The organism is Chloroflexus sp. MS-CIW-1 (assembly GCF_030444705.1).
Classification (GTDB): Bacteria; Chloroflexota; Chloroflexia; order Chloroflexales; family Chloroflexaceae; genus Chloroflexus.
This window is the reverse complement of record NZ_JAUBWR010000002.1, coordinates 50,039-69,717: the sequence shown is the minus strand read 5'-3', so window position 1 is coordinate 69,717 and position 19,679 is coordinate 50,039. Positions and strand designations below refer to the sequence as shown.

The window sequence follows — 19,679 nt, the reverse complement described above, 5'->3', positions numbered from 1 at the left end:
CTACATCACGCTTATCTGAATATGGCTTCAGGCTCGTGGCGACGACATTTTCTCTTTCTCGTCCTGATCGTTGAGATCACGCAGAATATCGTCGTCACTAAGGTTGAGCGGTACCACCTTATCCCGCATCTCCGCTGGCTCCTCATCATCTGCAGGTTCATCCAACGGTGCGACAGTTGTATCTACTTGAGCAACGTACTTTTTGAGGGTCAACAATTGCTTCGCCAGAAGCGGCGCCTGTTCGGCAGTAAGTGCTCGTGCGAGTTCAACATCAAGCAACGCCGAGGTTCCGGCGCCAGGTAAGACCGTCGCACGTTTAACCGGTGCTCCGAGACGGGCAAGCGCATTAAGTGCCTTTCCAACAGCACGATTGTCATCGTGCAGATGAATACGCAATCGACTCACCGGACGACCAAGATTGAGCTTGGCTTCGAGCCATTCAAGTATCATCAGTGTGAAAAGAAAGAGAACTGTGCTGACAATTGCTAACCAACCTAATCCCGTTGCTACAGTCACACCAATACCGGCACATCCCCACAATGTGGCTGCTGTCGTCAGACCACGCACCGTCGTTCCGTGCCGCAGGATTGCACCAGCACCAAGGAATCCAATCCCTGAAACAACATAACTGGCAACTCGCAGTGCATCGCGCTCACCGGTTAGTTCGGGAAAGCCGTATGCACCCGCCATCGTTACCATACAGGCTCCTAAACCGACCAGAATATGGGGACGGAAACCGCTCGCTCGCTCGTGATTCGAGCGTTCGAGACCGATTAATCCGCAGAGGATCATGGTCAGAATGAGCCGAAAAATCAAGTCGAAATTAGCCGGTCCAAGTAAGCGCACTAACTCGATGACTACGTCTTGCATTAGTGTCTCTCCTCTACCTCGGAGTACTGCTATAGGCCACGACCTGCTGATACTATGCGAGGACCTCACGATTTTATGATAATCGATGATTTAACCCAACAATACCGAAAGTTGCATTCAGCAACGACTGAAGTGATTGCTTACGACCCAAAGTACAGCACTAATGACGGGCATGATGTCGTAACAAGTAGCAATTGCAGCGTTTCGATGACTAGAACTCTCTCTCGGAACATGGGTTCTGGCGAAATTCAGAACAGTTAACCGGCAGTGACGCATAGGATACGTGCAGGCAGTTTACCCTCCTGACACGAAGGTTATACAACGGTGCGGCATTATGCTATAAGAGCGTAATCAAAGATCGCGGTTCGTCGCCGCATCATACTGCCGATGGTCGTGCCTAGGCAGTGCCCACAAGTGGGCGCCGATGGGTATGATGCCAACCACGTGGTGCCGGACGCCGGAATGGGTACAGGGCAGGTGCAATGCTGAAACGGACGATGAACGGTAGGGGTGAAAAATTTTTTTCGCCCCTACTGTCCGTCCATCCCGCCAATCCCGTCCATCCGTTGACCCAATTGATACGGACGATGCAATGGGAACGATTGGAGCGACGATGTCAATACGATCACCCTGATTGGCGCCGCACCCACCAGCGACAGCGGATCACCATCATCCGATGACTGGATTGATCACTCGATGATTGCGTCGGATCGTATGTGACGAATGCCAGCACATCATATCGAAGTTTTTGATTAGGCTCTACCGATGTGTATCAGTATAAACTCGATAAACCTCATCGCCATAAAATCGAACGGCGTCATCCGCCATTCTCCGGCAACCGGAGCCGTCCCTCTCGTGCGTCATACTCAAACAGTTCGGCATAACGTCCCCATTCAATTGCAGTATCAAGGGTACGGGTAGCCTCTTCGGTACCCATAAAATCTTCCAGCTCCGTGAGGAATCTTTCACGGGGCGCACGGTGGTCGGGGCGTGTGGAGAGGACACGCCGGATGTGTGCTATCAACGGAACGCGGTTAATCAGGTGTTCAGCAAAGATCACTTTCCGTTCCTGAATATCGCTCCGGGCCAGTTTCACACCTTCCGGCAACAGGTTAATATCCCCCTCGCGAATCTGTGCAAAGCCCAGTAACTCGGCTGCATCGATAAGCGGGAACAGGTCATCCACGTCGAGTTGCATACCTGCAGCCAATGCTGGCAGATCGCCACGTCCCTGTCCTGAACCTGATTCTACCTGTTCGATGAGACCGATGATTTGCGCTACGTCTGCTTCCGGCAGACGCATTCCCAAGCTCGTATGCTCGCTCTCAACACCGACGGCGCCAACAACTGTTGCTATCGGGGTCGTCATTGCCCGATAGATTGTCTCGACCCTGGCGAGAAATGCAGAATCTTTGCGATCACGTGGTCGAGGTAAATCAATCTGTTCGTTGCTGATGATTCGTCCGGGATTGGAACTGAGAATGAGCACCCGGTCAGCCATCAGAACTGCTTCTTCAATGTTATGTGTCACCATCAGAATTGCTTTTGTAGGAATCCGTCGTGTTTCCCAGAGATCAAGCAACTCGGTACGCAGGTTTTCCGCCGTCAGCACGTCAAGCGCTGAGAATGGCTCGTCCATTAGCAGGACGTCAGGGTTCGTTACCAGAGCACGGGCGAAGCCGACCCGCTGGCGCATGCCGCCCGAAAGTTCTTTCGGATAGGCGCTCTCGAAGCCATCGAGACCGATCAGATCAATTGCGGCCAGTGCTCGCCGACGGCGCTCACCCTCTGGCACTCCCATCGTTTCCAGGCCCAGTTCCACGTTCTCCAGTACTGTCAGCCATGGGAAAAGTGCAAAGGATTGGAAAACCATCGCCATCCCTGGCATCGGACCGGTTACCAGTCGGTTGCGATAGCGTACTTCTCCGCTCGATGGTGAAATCAACCCGATCAGACAACGGAGCAGCGTTGATTTGCCGGATCCGGAACGTCCCAGGAGAGCGACAATTTCACCTTCCGCCAGGTCCAGATTGATGTTGTCGAGCACCAGCAGATCGTTGCCTTCGGGCGTTTTGAAGAGTTTATGCAGATTGCGGACGCTCAGGATCGTTTTCCCGACGCCAGCTGTCGTCTTCGGTATCAGGGTCGTCGCCATTGTGGTTCTCCTTTCGACTAATCCAGACGGAAGCGCGTCTCAGCCAGCGCGTAGAGTCGGCGCCAGAACAGACGGTTGAACGCCAGCACGAGCATGCCCATCACCAGCATGCCCAAACCGACGTGCGGGTTGAACTCGCCGGTGCTCCAGTAAGCGATATAGGCGCCCAGACCGGTCAGGGTGAGGGTCGTTGCGCCCCACGACACGACTTCAGAGACGATGGACGCATTCCAGGAACCGCCCGAAGCTGTAATTCCGCCGGTGACGAACGCCGGAAAGATTGCCGGAATGATCAGTTTGCGCCACCATGCCCACCCTCGCAGACCAAGCACCCGGGCAGCCTCTTTCAGATCGTTTGGAATGCTGATCGTGCCAGCGATCACGTTGAACAGGATGTACCACTGCGCTCCCAGAATCATCAGCGGCGCCTGAAACAGGTTCTGCGGCAGCGCATAGGTAGCAATGAGTACCACCGCAATCGGAAAGAGCAGGTTGGCCGGGAAGGCAGCGGCAAACTGCGCCAGCGGCTGCACAAACTGCGCGACTCGCGGACGTAACCCAATCCAGACTCCAATCGGAGTCCAGACCAGCGTCGAGATGCCGATCCAGATGATCACGCGCATGGTCGTGAGCAAGCCAAGCCACAGGCACTCCAGGACCTCTGGCCAGGATACTTTGCCCGCAGGAACCATGGGTATAGCGCAGGCGGCGGCCAGATCGCCCGGCGCGCCGACGCGCTCATCACGCAGCACTTCCGTCATCTCCGCACTGACTCTCGTTCCGCCTGCGGTCGCTGCGCACACATCCGACAGCCAGACCGTGTGATCGGGGTTGACCGTGACTCCGACCGCAGCAAAACGGCGGGCAATCTCTGGATTGAGATCGGTATTGATATTTGGGTTTGCCGCCAGAATTTGACCATTGTCGAAACCTAACCCTGGACCAAACATATACGTTGCCAGGAACCATACTGCCCAGAGCGCCGCTGCGATCACGAGCGCATACCAGATCCGGTCAATCGCACGATCAATCGGTCGCAGCGATGGTTGCGGTTCGACGCGCGGACCAGGATGATCACCCGTCAGCCGAACCGGAATGCTCTGGCGGATCGCGGCGCCAAGCGCACCCAGGCTGCTGGCGATCCCCGACCGCTGCAACAAACGCAGCATCCACGATTGTGCAACTTCCTGCGCCTCAGACTGCTCGAACTTGAATTTTTCAGACCAGGCGACGATAGGGCGGAAAATCAACTGGTCGTAGATCAGAATGATTATCAGTAACGTCAGACCGGCATACACCATCGCCGCAACATCCGCCTGCTCAATCGCCAGCCCGACATACGAGCCGACTCCAGGCAGATACTGATCATTGTCGCGCCCGACCACCGAGATGACCTCAGAGGCGACCACAAAGAACCACCCGCCCGATACTGACATCATCGTGTTCCACACCAGACCGGGCATTGCGAAAGGAACTTCCAGCTTCCAGAACTTTTTCCACGGCGAGAGCCGTAACACGGCAGCAGCCTCTTGTAGCTCTCTGGGTGTAGTGATCAACGAGTGATAGAAGCTAAAGGCCATATTCCACACCTGCGAGGTAAAGATTGCAAAGATACTGGCCGCCTCCAGACCGAGCAGGCTGCCGCGGAACATGCCGAGAAAAATCGCCGTTGTCACCGTCAGGAACCCCAGGATCGGCAGTGACTGGAGGAAATCCAGCGCTGGAATGATAACGATCTCAGCGCGCCGCGACTTGGCTGCCAGGGTCGCCACGGTGAACGTGAACAGCAGGCTCAGCAGCACAGCAAGGAACATGCGGAACACCGTCCGCAACCCGTAATAGGGCAGGTTGGCAGGATTTAGAGAAACAGTTAGATCAGGCGTCGTCTCATCGAATGGCTGCGATGCGCCCTGAAACGCAACCGTCAGCAACAGGATCGCCACGATCACCAGCGGGACGACCACAAGGTCCCAGGGCGTCAGTCTGAAGCGCGGGCGCAGCACGCCCGCGTCGGGAAACGTCACGCGCATACGTATCCTCCTGAGATGGTCAAGGCTTTGGCAACGAGATTCCAACATCGAACACAACGTCGTCGTTGTCAGGAGGCTTCTCACAGCCGGTATGGTCTCCGATAGCTGCGCAGGATCAGTGCTGCGTTTAAGATTGCCTGCATATCGCGCTGCTCGATCCACTCAGCCCAGCGCAGGGTGATAGCAAGGCCGCAACACGGCAACAGCCAGAGGAGGAACCGGTCAAGAAGACTGCACTCCGTCTGCGGCAGTGGCGCCTTGAGACGCAGCAGCATCTGTTCGTAGCGCTGCTGTTGACGTACTTTTGCTGTCGCCATTTGAGCCAGCAAATTTGCATGCTGTTTGTCGGGCGTTCGGGCAGCGAGGCGCTGGTAGAGCAGCGCAATGGTTTGATGGTGCAACCAGGCGCGCTGCACTGCGTCGATCAGCAACCACCGGATCGCTGCCCGATGTCGAGTGTAGGCCATTGTCAACATGACATTTGTCAACATGACATTTGTCAACATGACATTTCCCCGTCGGAATACCTTACTGTTTCGCCCTAGTTGGTGCCGATCAGGGTGCTGACCAGATAGAAATAGAGTGCCAGCCCGGTGAAGTCCTTGATGGTCGTGATAAACGGATCGGCGCCAGGTGCGTGATCCAGTCCAAGTTTCAACATCAGCCAAGGCAACATGAAACCCAGAAATGTGGCCAGTGTCACTACTGCGGCAAGCGATAGTCCCACTGCAATGCCAAGTTGTGGCAAACCATTTGGGAGACCCTGCCAGAAATATGCAACAGTGCCGCCGACCAAGCCCAGGACGATCCCCATCAGTGCACCGATTGAGACCTCGCGCACCAGATGCCGTCCGAAGCGTTGCATATTGATATGCCCAAGCGCCAGTCCGCGTGCAAAAATGGTGGTGGACTGGGTGCCCACATTACCGCCCATATCCATAACCAGTGGAATGAACACTGCTGCAGCAAGAATAGATGCCAACACCTCCTCGAACTGTTCGATCAGGCCACCAACCGCAAGCCCACCGAGCAGCGTCACGAAGAGAAACACAATGCGTACCCGAATGGGATACAGGATTGAACCCTGGGTCAGCTTTCGGCTGTACACTTCGTCCTTACGGCGCAAAAGATCGCCCACGCCAGCTTTGAGGTACATCGTTTCGGATGTGTCACGTTCAATCAGATCGATGACATCATCGAACGTTACTGCACCAACCAGACGCTCTTCACTATCCACCACTGGGATGGCCGACAGTTCACTGAATTTGAGCAAACGCGCCGCTTCGAGATCTGGCGCAGTAGCTCGAACGAAGAGACCCGTGCCGGAAAGAAGTTCGCTCACTGATCGACTAGGTGTCTCTCTGATCAATTGACTCAGACGCACAAAGCCGCGATACCGCCGATCAGCGCCTATAACGAAAACAATATCAGTTTCGTCCTGGTGGCGCGGCGAGTCGCGCAACGCCGCAAGCGCATCGGCAACGGTCGCATCTTCACGAACTGCGATATAGTTTGGAGTCATGATTCGCCCGACGCTTCCTTCGGGATAGCCTAGCAGTTCACTTACTGCCTGACGAGCATCCGGGGTCAGCGTCTCCAACAGGCGCTTTGCAACCTCTGCCGGCAGTTCTTCGATCAGGCGAGCGCGATCATCCGGTTCGAGTTGCGCAAGCAGTTGGACACTCTCTGGATCGCCGAGCGCTTTGATCAGATCCGCCTGATCGGGTGCATCGAGATGTTCGAAGAGTTCCAGCGCTTTCCGCTTCTCCAGCATACGAAAGATGGCAACTCTGGCGCGTACATCCAGCTTATTGAAGGTTTCGGCAAGTTCAACCATCGACATGCCGTTGGCGATTGTCTTGATCTCTTCGGGTTTGCTTTTGGCGATGACCGCACTTGTCAGGCTCTGCATGGAAGTTCTCCTTTTATGTTCGTTGTTTAATGTAGCCGTAACGAAATTGTTGTTCTGAACGGAGGTGTAACGTTGTGTGCGTCCTTTCCCCGTTTTCTAGCAGCAAACGCCTGTGAGTTGCATTCAACAATGAGACGGCGCTGCCATACTCCGATCCGACTGTGCGTCCGGCGTCTGCGTTGTCAGTCGATCATTGGTCGTCACACCGTCCGGTGTTGAGCCGTTCTGCGCAAGAGCATTCTTCTGGATCACCTGTCGTACTTCGGCATACGCGCGGGGATACGGTTTGTTCAGGCGAACAAAAGTCATAACCAGCCGTCCCTCCTGATCCAACGTCCAGCGAATGGTCAGCATTGTGGGTTCCTCACTCTCGCCTTCAAATCGAAAAAAGCTGCCCAAGTGGTTTTCTGAAAAGCACAATAAACCTTGCGCACGATCAGATGATCGGCGCCGACCGATATGCACGCCTGATAGAGAGCAAACGCTCTCCCTTCGTCTGCGGATGACGGGCAGACGATTGCAACGTACAATCGCAGATTGTTATCAGAAACTGGAGAGACAGCAGCGCAACGCCGAAGAAGGAAGGATGCAGATACGTTGGTGCGTATCCATCGGGCTTGCGCTCAACAAACAACCCTGGCGAACCCGTCTCGCCAGGGTATCAGGAGGGATGACAGTGAAGGCTATAAGATACTGGCGAGAGGGCGATGCGTCTGGATTGTTATTGCGGCGCGGCGCCGCTGACTACGATGACTACCGTCGTCCATATACACCTCGAACAAAAAACCCTCTGATTGCATCAGAGGGATTGAACGCTTGTGCGAACACTCCCCCTCTGGTTGATCTTAAGCTATCACACAACGTAACGGCCAAAGCGTAGTTACTTTGGCAAAGCCCTTAAGCCGAGCTTGCTGTATACCCCTAAGCGTCTTTCGACGGGTCGGAGCAGTAACCTGTGTTTGTGTGAAGCCGCGCCTACCAGGGAGCAACTTCTCAGTTGGCGTACTGAGTATATCACATGATAATATGCAGTGTCAATACTAATTTTTGACTCAATTTTGGGCCGCCTGATAAGATACTCCCTCCCTGACTAATGGTTTTGTTTGCGTGTCATCGTTCGCGTCACAGGTAGAAAAAACGGGTACAATAGAGGCAATGTACCATAACACGAGGAAGTCTATGACAGAGTATATCGCCACAATTGGCCTTGAAATTCATGCGCATGTGCGCACGCTCTCAAAGATGTTTGATGGATGTAGTACCGATTATGCCGGTGCGCCGCCAAACACGCGGGTGTCCGTTGTGAGTCTTGGTTTACCAGGCGCGCTACCGGTGCTGAATGCTCGCGCAGTGGAGTTAGCTGCCCTCTGCGGATTGGCCTTGGGGTGTCGAGTCAACGAACGCTCGATCTTCGCCCGTAAATCGTACCCTTACCCCGATCTGCCGAAGGGCTTTCAGATTACCCAGTACGATGAGCCACTGTGTAGCGATGGCGCCATCGAAATTCGGACGGCTGCCGGTGAAGTGCGGCGGATCGGCATCGAACGACTCCACATCGAGGAGGATACCGGACGCCTGATCCACAGTCCTGATGGTTCTTCGCTAATCGATTACAACCGCAGTGGAATGCCGCTGATGGAAATCGTCACCCGTCCCGATATTCGCACTCCTGAAGAGGCACGGTTAACGTTTGAGAAGATTCGGCAGATTCTGGTCTGGATCGGCGCCAACAGCGGAAATCTTGAAGAGGGTGCTTTACGCTGTGATGCGAATGTGAGTGTACGCCGTGCCGATTCTGATCGTTTTGGTGCTAAGGTCGAGATCAAGAATATTAATTCGTTCCGTTTTGTTGAACGAGCACTGGCCTACGAGATCGAACGCCAGATTCGCATTCTGGAAGCTGGCGGTGTGGTCGAACAAGAAACGCGCGGCTGGCGCGAGGATCTTGGTCGGACCGAGGGGCAACGCTCAAAGGAGTACGCTCACGATTACCGCTATTTCCCTGAACCTGACATTCCGCCGCTGGTGCTTTCTCCCGATTGGATCGCTGCACGGAAGGCTGAACTGCCTGAATTGCCCGACGCCCGACGCATGCGCTTAATGGAGACTTACGGCCTGTCATGGCAGGACGCCGACTTGCTGACGCAAGAGCGACCGATTGCCGATTACTATGAGGCTGCCGTTGCTGCCGTTCAGCGACCTGACGGTGCGAAAGAGGTTGCTAACTGGGTGTTGAACGAAGGCTTTCGCCTGTTGAAAGATCGGGGTGAGCCACCAACAGCGCTCATTGAACGGATGCCGGTGCAGCGGTTGGCTGCGCTCATCGATCTGGTGCAGCGTGGAACGATCACCCGTGCCGTTGCTAAGCAATTGTTTGAAGAGGTGTTCAATACCGGCGCTGACCCAGAAATCCTGGTTGCAGAACGAGGGCTGACCCAGATCAGCGATGATGATGCGTTGCTGGCAGCGGTACGTGCAGCACTGGCCGATGAAAAAGCTGCTAAAGCGATTGCCGAGTACCGCAAGGGGAAGACGACGGCAATTCAGTTTTTAGTGGGCATGGTTATGCGGGCAACCAAAGGCCAGGCCAACGCCCAGCGAGTACGTGAGTTGTTAGAGGCAGAGCTGCAATGACCCTAACCGGCGATGAGTCTGCCGCGCTGAATCCATTAACGTTAATGGAGTCGGCGCGGGAAAAATATACCTTAGCGCGGGCACGGCGCGAGGTGCCGGAGCTGGCGTTACTCAGCATTCACGGCGCAATCGAGGATACTCTACGGGCACACTTGCTACGGATCGGCTCTCCGGTGGCACTTGGTTCGTTTGCTGGAGTCCTGGAGGCAATGCAAGAACTGTCTCAGGCACCGCTGAGCGCTGAAGAGGCTGATGCAGTGCGACGTCTGCACCGGTTACGTGGTCGCATCGCTCGTGGTGAACATCTCGCGGTGACCGGTGAGACTCTGGCGGCGTACCAACGTCTGGCAGCGATCATTTTGCCACGGTATGGTATCCAGGTACTGCCACCTGCCGAGCAACCATCGCGCTCACGGCCAACCCAGCCGATGCGTGCGCAAACGACGTTGCCCGACGATGAGCCGGTTCGGGTGCGCCTGCGTGACCGCCATACGGTCTATGACGAAGCACAACGTATTCGTTCACTCGGTGACCAGTACAGCACAACTTCTGCCACACGGGTACCGGTCGTTCCATCATGGGTTGCCCCGGTGCTGATCGTGGTCAGCATTTTCATCATTGGGATAGCCGTTGCGTTATTGATCCAGAATCCGGCCCCACAAACATTGCCAACGGTACCGCTAGTTGGTGTATCACCACTTCCAACCGAACAGGTATCGCTAGCAACGGAAACTTCGGTAGCGTTACCAACATCGGCGCCGGTACCGACATCGTCGGGGAGTTCTGGGCTAACAGAAGGCTCGTCAACCGCTGTACCGGGTGGTCTTTCAGTTGGCAGGAAAGCTATTGTCAGCCGCGACATCCCTGCCCTCAATCTGCGGGTTGAGCCGGGGATCAACGCTGCCATTCAAGTCATTCTGGCACCGGGAACTGAAGTTGAAGTAATCGCTGGTCCACTTGAACGTGATGGCCTGACCTGGTGGCAGGTGCGAAGTGCAGGTATCGAAGGGTGGTGTGCTGGCGAATTTTTGCAGAGCATTGAGTGAGGGGAAATGGTACGAAGGTATGGACGCGACGGACGGCTAGCGATCTTCGTCGGTAGTATGCTAAGGATGGATAGATTTGGCAATCCGAGCCGATGATGCAGTGGCCGGATGTAACAGTCATACGTGTTTTAAAACTGGCCGGTATGATCCGCTTATAGGAATCTCACATTGCTACGGTCAGATAGCTGCGGAGCTGAACAGATTGGTCTTCACCCGCGAAGGGGGATCAATACGATTGAACGTCGTGAGTATCATTACCTTAGTATCTGTCTGATGGCACATTTGAGAACAGATTGGTAAGTTGCATTCTAACGCCTCTCTTCGCTATTGCTGCATGCCTATATTGCCAGATCGAATGGCAGATCAATAATGTCGCGCAATCGTTTGCCATCGATCAGGTTCCGCAGCATCTCTTGCTGATCTTCATTGGACGCAACTGCGATCTCCAGTTCATGGAGTGCAATATGATACACACAGTCCAGATCACCGGTTCCGAGCGCTAGAGATGCAATACGTGTCGGTAGTGGTTCAGCAGTAACTGCAACAATGTGTGGGGTATGACCTTTGCGATTCCGGATCAAATTCATTGCCTCTGTTCTGATGTTCTGACTTCTATCACTTCTCATTGTCCACTTGCAGGAAATACTAGCGTGAAGAATTGGTTTTGAACCTTCTTTCTTCCTGAGAGGAGAATACTTAACTATAGCTTGAGCAGGGTCTAAAAGTGTTTCTTCTGCATTAATCTCGTCATCCGAAACTGGGACTCTGGCTATGATTATGTCGGGTTTAATAATATAGTCTACTCCAAAAATAGAAGCAAGTTCTCGATTTGCTCGCACTATTCTTTCAATATCTGCTAAATGTTCATACTGATCAAAGTTTGATATGGTTTTAGATGTGAAAATCCATTTTCCAGGCCTCAAATGATTGAGGAGATTAAAAGCTTCGGAGATAAAATCTCTCGTGATCTCCTCGAATAGCTTACCAGTTTGTTGATCAGAAAGGGGGTCTCGTCGGAAGAAACCACATCCCATTTGTCGCAGAACAGCGGATGCAATAGCTCTGCTCGATTTGCTGCTTGCGTCGGCAAAGTTTGGATAGGATCCTTCAGGTTTTATCCAGACAATCTGCGCACAGATGTGTTCATGATACTTCTTTCGCAAATCAAAGAAGTTCAAACGTCTTGCGTTCTGCGAAGTTTATAACCCCTAGCCCCGTTCCGCTTCCCCACGGGAAGCGGAACGGGGCAAAGTGGGGGCTGGAGCAAAAGAATATTGAACCCCTCCCACGCAATGGTTGCACGGGCGCGGTACGCGCCCAATGAGAAATCTGGGTTCTTGATCAGGCTCTTAGATCTTACAAATCAGCAGAATGGCGTGATGGTTCATCAGTTCTTGTCTTCTTCTGTGCTCGGCTCTGGGTGCTTCTCCTATACTTTTATGGTAATCCAAGCGTAGCAATGTTCGCCGTTTGTCAACTCGCAAGAGTATACAATTGCCGGCGGGCAAGTTTGGAACCCAATAGGCGGATTGGGAAACCGACTTGCAGTAATCTGTACGCCGACTCACACCAATCTGGTATACTTGCGCCATAAGCGTGAGGAGTCACCTATGAAAAGAGTTGTCAGTATTAGTCTTGGCTCGGCCCAGCGTGATTATCACATCACTGTGCAGGTGCTGGGGCAGCACGTCGAGGTGCGCCGTATCGGTACCAATGGCGATATAGCCCGGGCAATGGCACTGGTACGCGAGTTTGATGGCAAGGTCGATGCAATTGGTCTTGGGGGGCTGACACCGGTCTTTCGCATTGGTCGCGCTCGTTATCCGCATCAAGAGGCGATCCACATTGCGGCGCAAGCGCAACGAACTCCGGTGGTAGACGGTGGTGTCGTGAAGAGCACCCTTGAGCGGTGGGCGATTGCGCAGGCAGTAGAGCAGATTCCTGCTCTGCTGCGCTATAAACGAGTATTAATTACCAGTGGCGTTGAGCGGTATCAACTGGCCGCTGCGATCAGTCAGTATGAGCCGGAATTGCGTTTTGCCGATCCAATCATTCACGCTGGCATACCCTTTCTACCACCGCCACGTTCAATCGCACAGCTCGAACTGTATGCTGCAACAGCGCTTCCGATTCTCGCGCTCCTGCCTTACCGCTTTCTCCATCCTGTCGCACTCGGTCAGGAAGGTTTTGACGGGCGCGCCGTTGAACTCTTCCGCTGGGCTGATGTGATTGCCGGTGATTTTGCTTTCATCCGGCGTTTTGCGCCAAACGATCTCACCCGCAAAACCATTATTACTGACGATCCATCACCTGCTGAGATTGAGGATTTACGGCGACGCGGTGTGACAACATTAGTGACGATGACCCCACCGCTAAACGAACAACGTCCGTTTTTGGCGGCTGATGTGCTAGAGGCGATCATCACGGCCATTACTGAAAGTCCTCGTCAGCCTGCTGATGGGGAGGTGATCGATTTTATCACTGCTGCGGGCTGGGGGCCAACGGTGCAAGACCTCAATCCTCGTCCTAAGCCCCGCTTTGCCTTTGTTATCCACCCGTTGCGCACTGAACTGATTGCGAGACATAAACTTTTTCGCTGGACGCGCTATCTCCCACCGCGTCTGGTAGAGGTGGTCGCTGCCCATTTCCCACCCCTGTACCTCTCGCGAATCCGTGGAATTCGCTCGAAAGCGACTGGTGAAGAGGTTGAAGGTATCTTGCTCACACTGGGAGCGACACCTCGCGAGATGATGCGTCGGCCACCGGGCTTTACCTATCGTCGTTTGATTAAGGCGGCCCGAATGGCTGAACGGATGGGTGCTCAGCTTATGGGGCTGGGTGCCTTTACCTCAGTCGTGGGGGATGCCGGGATTACAGTCGCGCAGAAGGTGAATATCGGTATCACATCGGGCAATTCATTGACAGTGGCTGCCACGCTTGAGGCGGCAAAGCAGGCTGTATTGCTGATGAAAGGTGGTCGGCCAGAACACGTGCGAGCAGTGGTGATCGGTGCAACCGGTTCCATTGGCGCGGTGTGTGCCCGTTTGCTGGCGCAGGCAGTGCATGACGTGGTACTGGTGGCTCCGCGTGCTGAACGACTGATTGCCTTGAAGAAGCAGATTGAAGCCGAGACGCCCGGTGCTCGTGTGGTGGCGGCAACGTATGCCGATGCCTATCTCGGCGATGCCGATCTGATTATCACGACGACCAGTGCGCTGACCGGTAAGGTTATTAATATTGATAAAGTCAAACCTGGTGCTGTTATTTGCGATGTTGCGCGTCCGCCAGATGTAAAAGAAGAAGACGCCCGTCGGCGTCCTGATGTGCTGGTCATCGAGAGTGGAGAGATTATTCTCCCCGGTGAACCAGATTTTGGCTTCGATATCGATATGCCACCCGGTACCGCTTATGCCTGTTTGGCAGAGACGGCGCTCCTGGCGATGGAAGGCAAGTTTGAAGACTACACGTTGGGGCGCAATATCGAGATCGAGCGGGTTAAAGAGGTCTACCGGTTGTGGAAGAAGCACGGCTTGGAGCTGGCGCGTCTGCGTTCGTTTGGCGTGTATGTTACTGATGACATGATCGCCGAGAAGCGGCGGTTGGCCGAAGAACGCCGTCGCCAATTGGGCCTTCCTGCTGAGAGAGTGTTGGATCAGTCATCGTGAAGCGTCCACAGCTTGAGTGGTTGACTGTTCAGCCCTCATACCCACAAGTAGCGCCACCGGTGGTGTTAGTGCATGGTGCATGGCACGGTGCCTGGTGTTGGGTCGAGCGTGCGCTACCTGATCTGGCAGCGCGAGGCTTGACGGCGCATGCCATCAGCCTGCGCGGTCACGGCTCTAGTTCACCAGCCGGTCTGTTGACTACCATTTGTGATTACGTACAAGATGTACGAACGGTAGTGAACACACTGCCCCAGCCACCGATATTAGTCGGCCATAGTGCCGGTGGTTATGTTGTACAACTGCTCTTGAGTGGTTGCTGTGGGTCGGTACCCAGCGTAGCCGGTGCCGTGCTCCTGTGCAGCTCACCGGTGTCCAGCCCAGCTTACTTTTTACGTCGTTGGCGTGAACGGAAGCCAATGGTTGATATCCGTGCCCTGTTGCGACGAGAAACCAGCGCAGTACGAGCAGCTCTTTTTCGCCCCGATATTGCTACAGATGATCTTGAGCGTTACCGCCAACAGTTGGTCAGTGAGCCGCCGCTCGTCACCCTGACCAGTATGCTGATCCGCCCGCGTCCGCATGTCGTGCAGGTACCGGTATTGGTCATTGCAGCCGGAAATGATGCTATCTTCGATCTCCCTGCTCAGCAAGAGCTTGCTGCTGCATATCGTGCTGAATTGATCGTTATTCCTGACGCCGCACACGATCTCATGCTTGACCCAGCCTGGTCGCTGGCAGGTGCTGCGATTGCCCGCTTTGCGGTTACGGTTGGGCAGGTCATTCCAGGTTGTTAGAGTGGCTAAGCGATGCTCTTCTTTCCTGTAAGCTGTGGTAAGCTGGCTCACATCTTGTCATGTTACCTGTGCATGTTTTCACAAGCGTGTCAGCAGCGGTAGGTGCCCAACCCGCTGCCGTCACTCGCTCACAACACCGCTACCGAGCAGGGAAAAACGGTGAACACGACCAGATGCTGGCAGAACACAAGGTATGCTCTTTGTCAGTCTTCCCGCTCTCCCTGATTAAGTAAGTTAGTCAGCAGGTATTCAGGGACCTGTACGGCTACGACTTCACCCTGCACCGTTGTCTCGCCATTTGCTTCAATCCACGCTTCCACGATCACTTTGCGACCAGACATCTCTTTGACCCGTCCGTGAATGACCAGTTCGGGTCCGAGAGGCGTTGGGCGCAAGAAGTTTACTCGCAACGATGCCGTGAGATAGCGTAGGTACGGCGCAGTACCCGGTTCACGCCCGGCGGCAGCGTAGGCCGCCGCCGCAGCCGTGCCGGTACCGTGACAATCGATCAGCGATGCTAACAGCCCGCCGTACACGTAGCCGGGTATTGCGGTATGGTAGGAACGAGGGGTAAAACGCGCAACAGCCTCATGACCGTTCCAGACACTTTTGATCTGTAAACCATCGAGATTAAGACGGCCACAACCGTAACAGTGACTCAGTTCATCGGGATAGCTGTCTTGAATGGCGTTCATGGTTTTTCCTAATGCTGATAACGACACATTAGGGTCGTCGGAGATAAATCCATGCTGAGGGGCCACGTTGACCCATAACGATAGTTTCACCGGGTACAAATTGCTCAATAATGAAACGTGATTGCAGTGCGGTCAGTAGTAACGTTTGTTCGACGTGGGTTTTCAGAGTTGCCGCATCAGGTGTATTCTGGGTACGCAGATGGGCGAAGAACGCAAACAGGCCACCTGGTTTGAGCAACCGCCGCACTTCATTAAGGTAAGCGTTGAGTTCTGGTTCGCTGAAACCATGACCACAGCCAATGTCGATTGCCAGATCGTAGGGTTCGGTTAGAAAATCCAGACGAGTGGCATCGGCGACAAAGAGACGTACCTTATCAGCGACACCAGCGGCTGCCACCCGCTCGCGAGCGATAGCAATCGCTTCAGGAACAAAATCAATTCCGTCAACCTGCCAGCCGGCACGGGCCAACCAGATGCACGCTCGTCCGGTGCCACAACCGAGATCGATAGCCCGCCCAGGGGGTAACTCATTGCTTAAGCTGATAATTTCAGGTGGTGGTTCTGAATGATCCCAGGGAATCTCTCCTGATAGGTAACGTTCACGCATGCGATGGAAACGGTCAGACATACCTATACCCTTCGAGCGCTATTGGCGTGATCGCTTCAAGGCTCGCTCAATGTCTCTTGCCGCATCGCGGCGGGCAATATCCTCACGTTTATCGTAAATCTTCTTACCACGCGCCACTCCAAGCTCGACTTTGGCCCGTCGTCCTTTGAAATAGACCTTTAGCGGCACGAGGGTCATTCCCTTCATCCGTACCAGCCCATTGAGACGGTTGATCTCACGTCGGTGGAGTAAGAGCTTGCGTGGTCGGAGCGGATCGTGATTAAAGTACTTGCCCGACTGTTCGTAAGGAGCAATGTGAGCGTCGTATAAGAATACCTCGTCGTCAATCACACGGGCAAAACTGCCGCGCAGATTAACCCGTCCGGCGCGTACCGATTTGATTTCGCTGCCGGAAAGGACAATGCCGGCTTCAATTGTCTCTTCTATATCGTAATCGTGGCGTGCCTTGCGATTTTCGGCAACCACTCCCGAATGATGTGTTTTCGCTGCCACGTTTCACTCTCTCAAAATAACGTTTGATGTGTCAATGGTACCGATTACCTGTTCTCAGTAAGCATTCCTCGCCGTGATAGGTTTCCTATCCCACCTTCCTTCACTCGTGCCAGGGAGATATGTTCCAATTATGGATTGGTAAAAGAGTTTTCGTTGTCTGCTCTGGCTCGATTGTGCGGATAGGCCCGCAACAGGTCAGAGGGAAGGGATGGGTGAACGCATGTCTCAATAGCACTCCCCAGGCCAACCGTTGCCCAAAAGAGGGTTGCCATATGGCTAAACTCGATATTGAAAAAGTAGTGGTCGGCCACTCCCACAGCCAGTGCTGCCACTAACGCGCCCTGACAACCAAGGAGCCAGCTAGCGAGTTCGTCGTCGAGTGCGGGCAACAATTGCAGACTGCGCGTAAACCAGAAGCCGATCAGACCGAGAAAGACTGCCAGCCCGACCAAACCCATACGCTGGGCAATTGCCAGATAGATACTGCTCACACCGGCTGAGAGATCGAGATCGGGTGCCTGACCAAAACCGATCCCGAATACTGGGTAGCGCTGGATAATGGCAATCGCATTGGCGTATTCGCCGAGTCGCATCTGTTGGGCCTGATCGCGAAATTGGATACCGGAGAGCACTCGTTGGATGAAATCATCAGCGTACCCCAAACCGACGAGGAGCACCGCACCGACGGTACCTACCACTATCACGTACCGCCAGAGACGAGGGTAGCGTACAGTGGCGAGAAACGCTGCTGCAATAATCAGACCAAACAGGGCTGCCCGTGAGAAGGTCAGCAAGAGGGCCAATACCTGTAATCCACCAAGCGTAGCCAGTACCCAGCGGGGGAGGATTGGTTGCGGTGTAGCCAGTTGCGTCAGCGTCAGCACTGCTACCAGCGCCAACATGCCACCAAAGCTGTTTGGGTCAACCCCCAACCCAATTGCGCGCTCCAGCCCATTAGGATCGTCTTCGATGTACCGTAGCACGCGACCGCTGGTCGGATAGCCGATCCGACCAAGTGAAACCAGGAATTGGAGCGCTACGGCATCTGGTAATGTCCATAAGACCAGCCCGATGAGCGCCGATATGCCGCTCACAACTATCAATGCACGTATCGTGAAACGGAGCGTAGCGCGATCCCGAATGCAATTAATTACACTGAAGTAACAACCTACCCCCAATACAAACTTCGCGTAGTTATGGAGCGTTTGCGGGTCGGGCAAACCACGCGCACCCAATACCAGCGAGAAGAAGGTTAATCCTAAAAAGCCGATGAGCGGGACCCCCAGCGAGCCAAGCCGTACATCGTAGGTGTCAGAACGGGCCAGGGCACGGAAAAGCCAGACAGCATTCAGAGCCACCAAAACCAGGGTGAGAAAGTTCGGCGTAATGATGGCTTTAAAGGGCAACGTGCCAAAGGGGATAATGGTAGCAATTGCAAGCGTAGCGATCAGGCCGGTCTGGACACTCACCAGCAAAGCCGTAACGACGAAGAGAGCCAGCACACCGGCCGCAGCATAGAGCGGCCCGAGAGCGGTAATGCCCCCAATCAGGCCGCCGGTTATTAGAGCCAGGCAGGCTATCAGTATTGGCGATTGCACCAGCCGGTCACGCCAGGTTGGTTGGTGTAACAAAGGGTTAACGAACATACGGCATATCAGAAATGCGCATCAATTTATCCCAGCGGTGTGTTGCATCGATATACCGCACCGTTCCCGAACGCGAGCGCATCACTACGCTGTGCGTGCGTGCACCGCCGCCAAAATATTCTACGCCGCGCAAGAACTCGCCCGACGTAATACCGGTTGCTGCGACAACAACATTTTCTCCGCGCACCAGATCGCGAGTCGTCAGCACTTGCTTCGGATCGATGCCCAACTCGGCGAGCCGTGCCCGTTCTTCGTCGTTACGCGGCCAGACTTTGCACTGAATCTCACCGCCTAGACACTTAAGCGCAGCAGCGGTCAAGACTGCTTCTGGAGCGCCGCCGATCCCCATCAAGAGGTCGGCAGGTGGATTTTCAATACTGGTCATAATCCCAGCGCTCACATCACCGTGGGGTATCAGCTTGATACGGGCGCCGACCTCACGAATCTGGCGGATGAGATCGCGGTGACGGGGGCGATCAAGTACAACTACCGTCACATCTTCGACTTGCTTGTTGAGGGTGCGGGCTACGGCACGAATGTTGTACGCTACCGGAGCATTAATATCGATGACGCCTTTAGCCCGTTCGCCAACGGCCAGCTTATCCATGTATGGAATGCCGCGCCAGTTGTAGAATGAATGGCGTTCAGCAACTGCGACGATGGCAATTGCGCCGGGCATTCCTTCTGCTAACAATGTAGTTCCTTCCACTGGATCGACCGCAACATCGAACTCTTCGCCTTCACCGGTACCTACCCGTTCACCGATGTAAAGCATCGGTGCCTCATCTTTTTCGCCTTCACCAATAACGACAATCCCATTCATCGGTACGCTGTTTAGCGCCATCCGCATTGCATCAACTGCAGCCTGATCGGCGCCATTCTTATCGCCCCGACCCATCCAGCGCCCCGAACGTAGTGCCGCAGCTTCCGTTGCACGTACTAAATCCATGCCAAGGTTACGCTCCATCGCGAACCTCCGTTCTCTTGCCGGCAATCCCTGCATACTGGCGCGCCGACTTCACGCCTGACGTTAATCTGAATTGTAGCATAGATGAAACGGTTTTGAGATCAGCGACACCGGGCGAGACAGCGCTACGTGGTGTTTTCAGGTG

General features: G+C 54.4%; 16 protein-coding genes and 1 riboswitch. Of the genes, 4 read left to right on the top strand and 12 right to left on the bottom strand.

Going from position 1 to position 19,679, the window contains the following annotated elements; translation table 11 throughout:
* Nucleotides 1-27 precede the first annotated feature (27 nt).
* The 6 genes from QTO31_RS13260 to QTO31_RS13235 all read right to left on the bottom strand — a co-directional run bounded on the left by QTO31_RS13260 (nucleotide 28) and on the right by QTO31_RS13235 (nucleotide 7,321).
* Nucleotides 28-870, bottom strand: coding sequence for an MgtC/SapB family protein (locus QTO31_RS13260; protein ID WP_301429524.1), 843 nt, complete (start codon nucleotides 868-870; stop codon nucleotides 28-30).
* An 817-nt stretch (nucleotides 871-1,687) separates the two neighbouring features.
* On the bottom strand, nucleotides 1,688-3,025 hold the full coding sequence (locus QTO31_RS13255) for an AAA-associated domain-containing protein (RefSeq protein WP_301429523.1): 1,338 nt from the start codon (nucleotides 3,023-3,025) through the stop codon (nucleotides 1,688-1,690).
* Between the two features lie 17 nt (nucleotides 3,026-3,042).
* Nucleotides 3,043-5,055: an ABC transporter permease gene (locus tag QTO31_RS13250; protein WP_301429522.1), complete on the bottom strand. Its 2,013-nt coding sequence runs from the start codon at nucleotides 5,053-5,055 to the stop codon at nucleotides 3,043-3,045.
* 80 nt (nucleotides 5,056-5,135) lie between these two features.
* Nucleotides 5,136-5,561 (bottom strand): hypothetical protein, encoded by a 426-nt coding sequence (locus QTO31_RS13245; protein WP_301429521.1) that lies wholly within the window; start codon nucleotides 5,559-5,561, stop codon nucleotides 5,136-5,138.
* A 35-nt stretch (nucleotides 5,562-5,596) separates the two neighbouring features.
* Entirely contained in the window at nucleotides 5,597-6,967 is a 1,371-nt protein-coding gene (mgtE, locus tag QTO31_RS13240) for a magnesium transporter (RefSeq protein ID WP_301429520.1), read from the bottom strand.
* A gap of 123 nt (nucleotides 6,968-7,090) precedes the next feature.
* Nucleotides 7,091-7,321 (bottom strand): hypothetical protein, encoded by a 231-nt coding sequence (locus QTO31_RS13235; protein ID WP_301429519.1) that lies wholly within the window; start codon nucleotides 7,319-7,321, stop codon nucleotides 7,091-7,093.
* A 469-nt stretch (nucleotides 7,322-7,790) separates the two neighbouring features.
* Nucleotides 7,791-7,957, bottom strand: a riboswitch (M-box (ykoK) riboswitch).
* Between the two features lie 189 nt (nucleotides 7,958-8,146).
* On the opposite strand from QTO31_RS13235, the gene gatB reads away from it, so the two are divergent.
* Entirely contained in the window at nucleotides 8,147-9,601 is a 1,455-nt protein-coding gene (gene gatB, locus QTO31_RS13230; protein WP_301429518.1) for an Asp-tRNA(Asn)/Glu-tRNA(Gln) amidotransferase subunit GatB, read from the top strand.
* The gene (locus QTO31_RS13225) at nucleotides 9,598-10,647 is read left to right on the top strand and encodes an SH3 domain-containing protein (RefSeq protein ID WP_031458592.1); all 1,050 of its coding nucleotides are present in this window, start codon (nucleotides 9,598-9,600) and stop codon (nucleotides 10,645-10,647) included. The genes gatB and QTO31_RS13225 overlap by 4 nt, the downstream gene beginning before the upstream one ends.
* A gap of 338 nt (nucleotides 10,648-10,985) precedes the next feature.
* On the opposite strand, the gene QTO31_RS13220 is transcribed toward QTO31_RS13225, so the two are convergent.
* On the bottom strand, nucleotides 10,986-11,825 hold the full coding sequence (locus tag QTO31_RS13220) for an NgoMIV family type II restriction endonuclease (protein WP_301429516.1): 840 nt from the start codon (nucleotides 11,823-11,825) through the stop codon (nucleotides 10,986-10,988).
* A gap of 432 nt (nucleotides 11,826-12,257) precedes the next feature.
* On the opposite strand from QTO31_RS13220, the gene QTO31_RS13215 reads away from it, so the two are divergent.
* The gene (locus QTO31_RS13215) at nucleotides 12,258-14,312 is read left to right on the top strand and encodes a serine carboxypeptidase (RefSeq protein WP_301429515.1); all 2,055 of its coding nucleotides are present in this window, start codon (nucleotides 12,258-12,260) and stop codon (nucleotides 14,310-14,312) included.
* The gene (locus QTO31_RS13210) at nucleotides 14,309-15,106 is read left to right on the top strand and encodes an alpha/beta hydrolase (protein ID WP_301429514.1); all 798 of its coding nucleotides are present in this window, start codon (nucleotides 14,309-14,311) and stop codon (nucleotides 15,104-15,106) included. Before QTO31_RS13215 ends, QTO31_RS13210 begins: the two co-directional genes overlap by 4 nt.
* 203 nt (nucleotides 15,107-15,309) lie before the next feature.
* Here the strand turns inward: QTO31_RS13210 and QTO31_RS13205 are convergent, their stop codons facing one another.
* The 5 genes from QTO31_RS13205 to glpX form a co-directional block, all read right to left on the bottom strand.
* Nucleotides 15,310-15,801, bottom strand: coding sequence for a PaaI family thioesterase (locus tag QTO31_RS13205; RefSeq protein ID WP_301429513.1), 492 nt, complete (start codon nucleotides 15,799-15,801; stop codon nucleotides 15,310-15,312).
* A gap of 28 nt (nucleotides 15,802-15,829) precedes the next feature.
* Nucleotides 15,830-16,429, bottom strand: a complete 600-nt coding sequence (locus QTO31_RS13200; protein WP_301429512.1) for an SAM-dependent methyltransferase — start codon at nucleotides 16,427-16,429, stop codon at nucleotides 15,830-15,832.
* An 18-nt stretch (nucleotides 16,430-16,447) separates the two neighbouring features.
* Complete coding sequence (gene smpB / locus QTO31_RS13195; protein WP_031458587.1) at nucleotides 16,448-16,921, bottom strand: SsrA-binding protein SmpB; 474 nt, start codon at nucleotides 16,919-16,921, stop codon at nucleotides 16,448-16,450.
* Nucleotides 16,922-17,049: 128 nt separating this feature from the next.
* Nucleotides 17,050-18,567: an O-antigen ligase family protein gene (locus QTO31_RS13190; RefSeq protein WP_301429511.1), complete on the bottom strand. Its 1,518-nt coding sequence runs from the start codon at nucleotides 18,565-18,567 to the stop codon at nucleotides 17,050-17,052.
* Nucleotides 18,557-19,534 carry a class II fructose-bisphosphatase gene (gene glpX / locus QTO31_RS13185; protein ID WP_031458585.1) on the bottom strand — a complete coding sequence of 326 codons (978 nt, stop codon included), beginning with the start codon at nucleotides 19,532-19,534 and terminating at the stop codon, nucleotides 18,557-18,559. Before glpX ends, QTO31_RS13190 begins: the two co-directional genes overlap by 11 nt.
* Nucleotides 19,535-19,679 lie beyond the last annotated feature (145 nt).

Excerpts from the sequence above, each read along its gene's own strand:
- QTO31_RS13260 (WP_301429524.1), bottom strand. The coding sequence starts at position 870 with ATGCAAGACGTAGTCATCGAGTTAGTGCGCTTACTTGGACCGGCTAAT.
- QTO31_RS13255 (WP_301429523.1), bottom strand. The coding sequence starts at position 3,025 with ATGGCGACGACCCTGATACCGAAGACGACAGCTGGCGTCGGGAAAACG.
- QTO31_RS13250 (WP_301429522.1), bottom strand. The coding sequence starts at position 5,055 with ATGCGCGTGACGTTTCCCGACGCGGGCGTGCTGCGCCCGCGCTTCAGA.
- QTO31_RS13245 (WP_301429521.1), bottom strand. The coding sequence starts at position 5,561 with ATGTTGACAAATGTCATGTTGACAAATGTCATGTTGACAATGGCCTAC.
- mgtE (WP_301429520.1), bottom strand. The coding sequence starts at position 6,967 with ATGCAGAGCCTGACAAGTGCGGTCATCGCCAAAAGCAAACCCGAAGAG.
- QTO31_RS13235 (WP_301429519.1), bottom strand. The coding sequence starts at position 7,321 with ATGCTGACCATTCGCTGGACGTTGGATCAGGAGGGACGGCTGGTTATG.
- gatB (WP_301429518.1), top strand. The coding sequence starts at position 8,147 with ATGACAGAGTATATCGCCACAATTGGCCTTGAAATTCATGCGCATGTG.
- QTO31_RS13225 (WP_031458592.1), top strand. The coding sequence starts at position 9,598 with ATGACCCTAACCGGCGATGAGTCTGCCGCGCTGAATCCATTAACGTTA.
- QTO31_RS13215 (WP_301429515.1), top strand. The coding sequence starts at position 12,258 with ATGAAAAGAGTTGTCAGTATTAGTCTTGGCTCGGCCCAGCGTGATTAT.
- QTO31_RS13205 (WP_301429513.1), bottom strand. The coding sequence starts at position 15,801 with ATGAACGCCATTCAAGACAGCTATCCCGATGAACTGAGTCACTGTTAC.
- QTO31_RS13200 (WP_301429512.1), bottom strand. The coding sequence starts at position 16,429 with ATGTCTGACCGTTTCCATCGCATGCGTGAACGTTACCTATCAGGAGAG.
- QTO31_RS13190 (WP_301429511.1), bottom strand. The coding sequence starts at position 18,567 with ATGTTCGTTAACCCTTTGTTACACCAACCAACCTGGCGTGACCGGCTG.
- glpX (WP_031458585.1), bottom strand. The coding sequence starts at position 19,534 with ATGGAGCGTAACCTTGGCATGGATTTAGTACGTGCAACGGAAGCTGCG.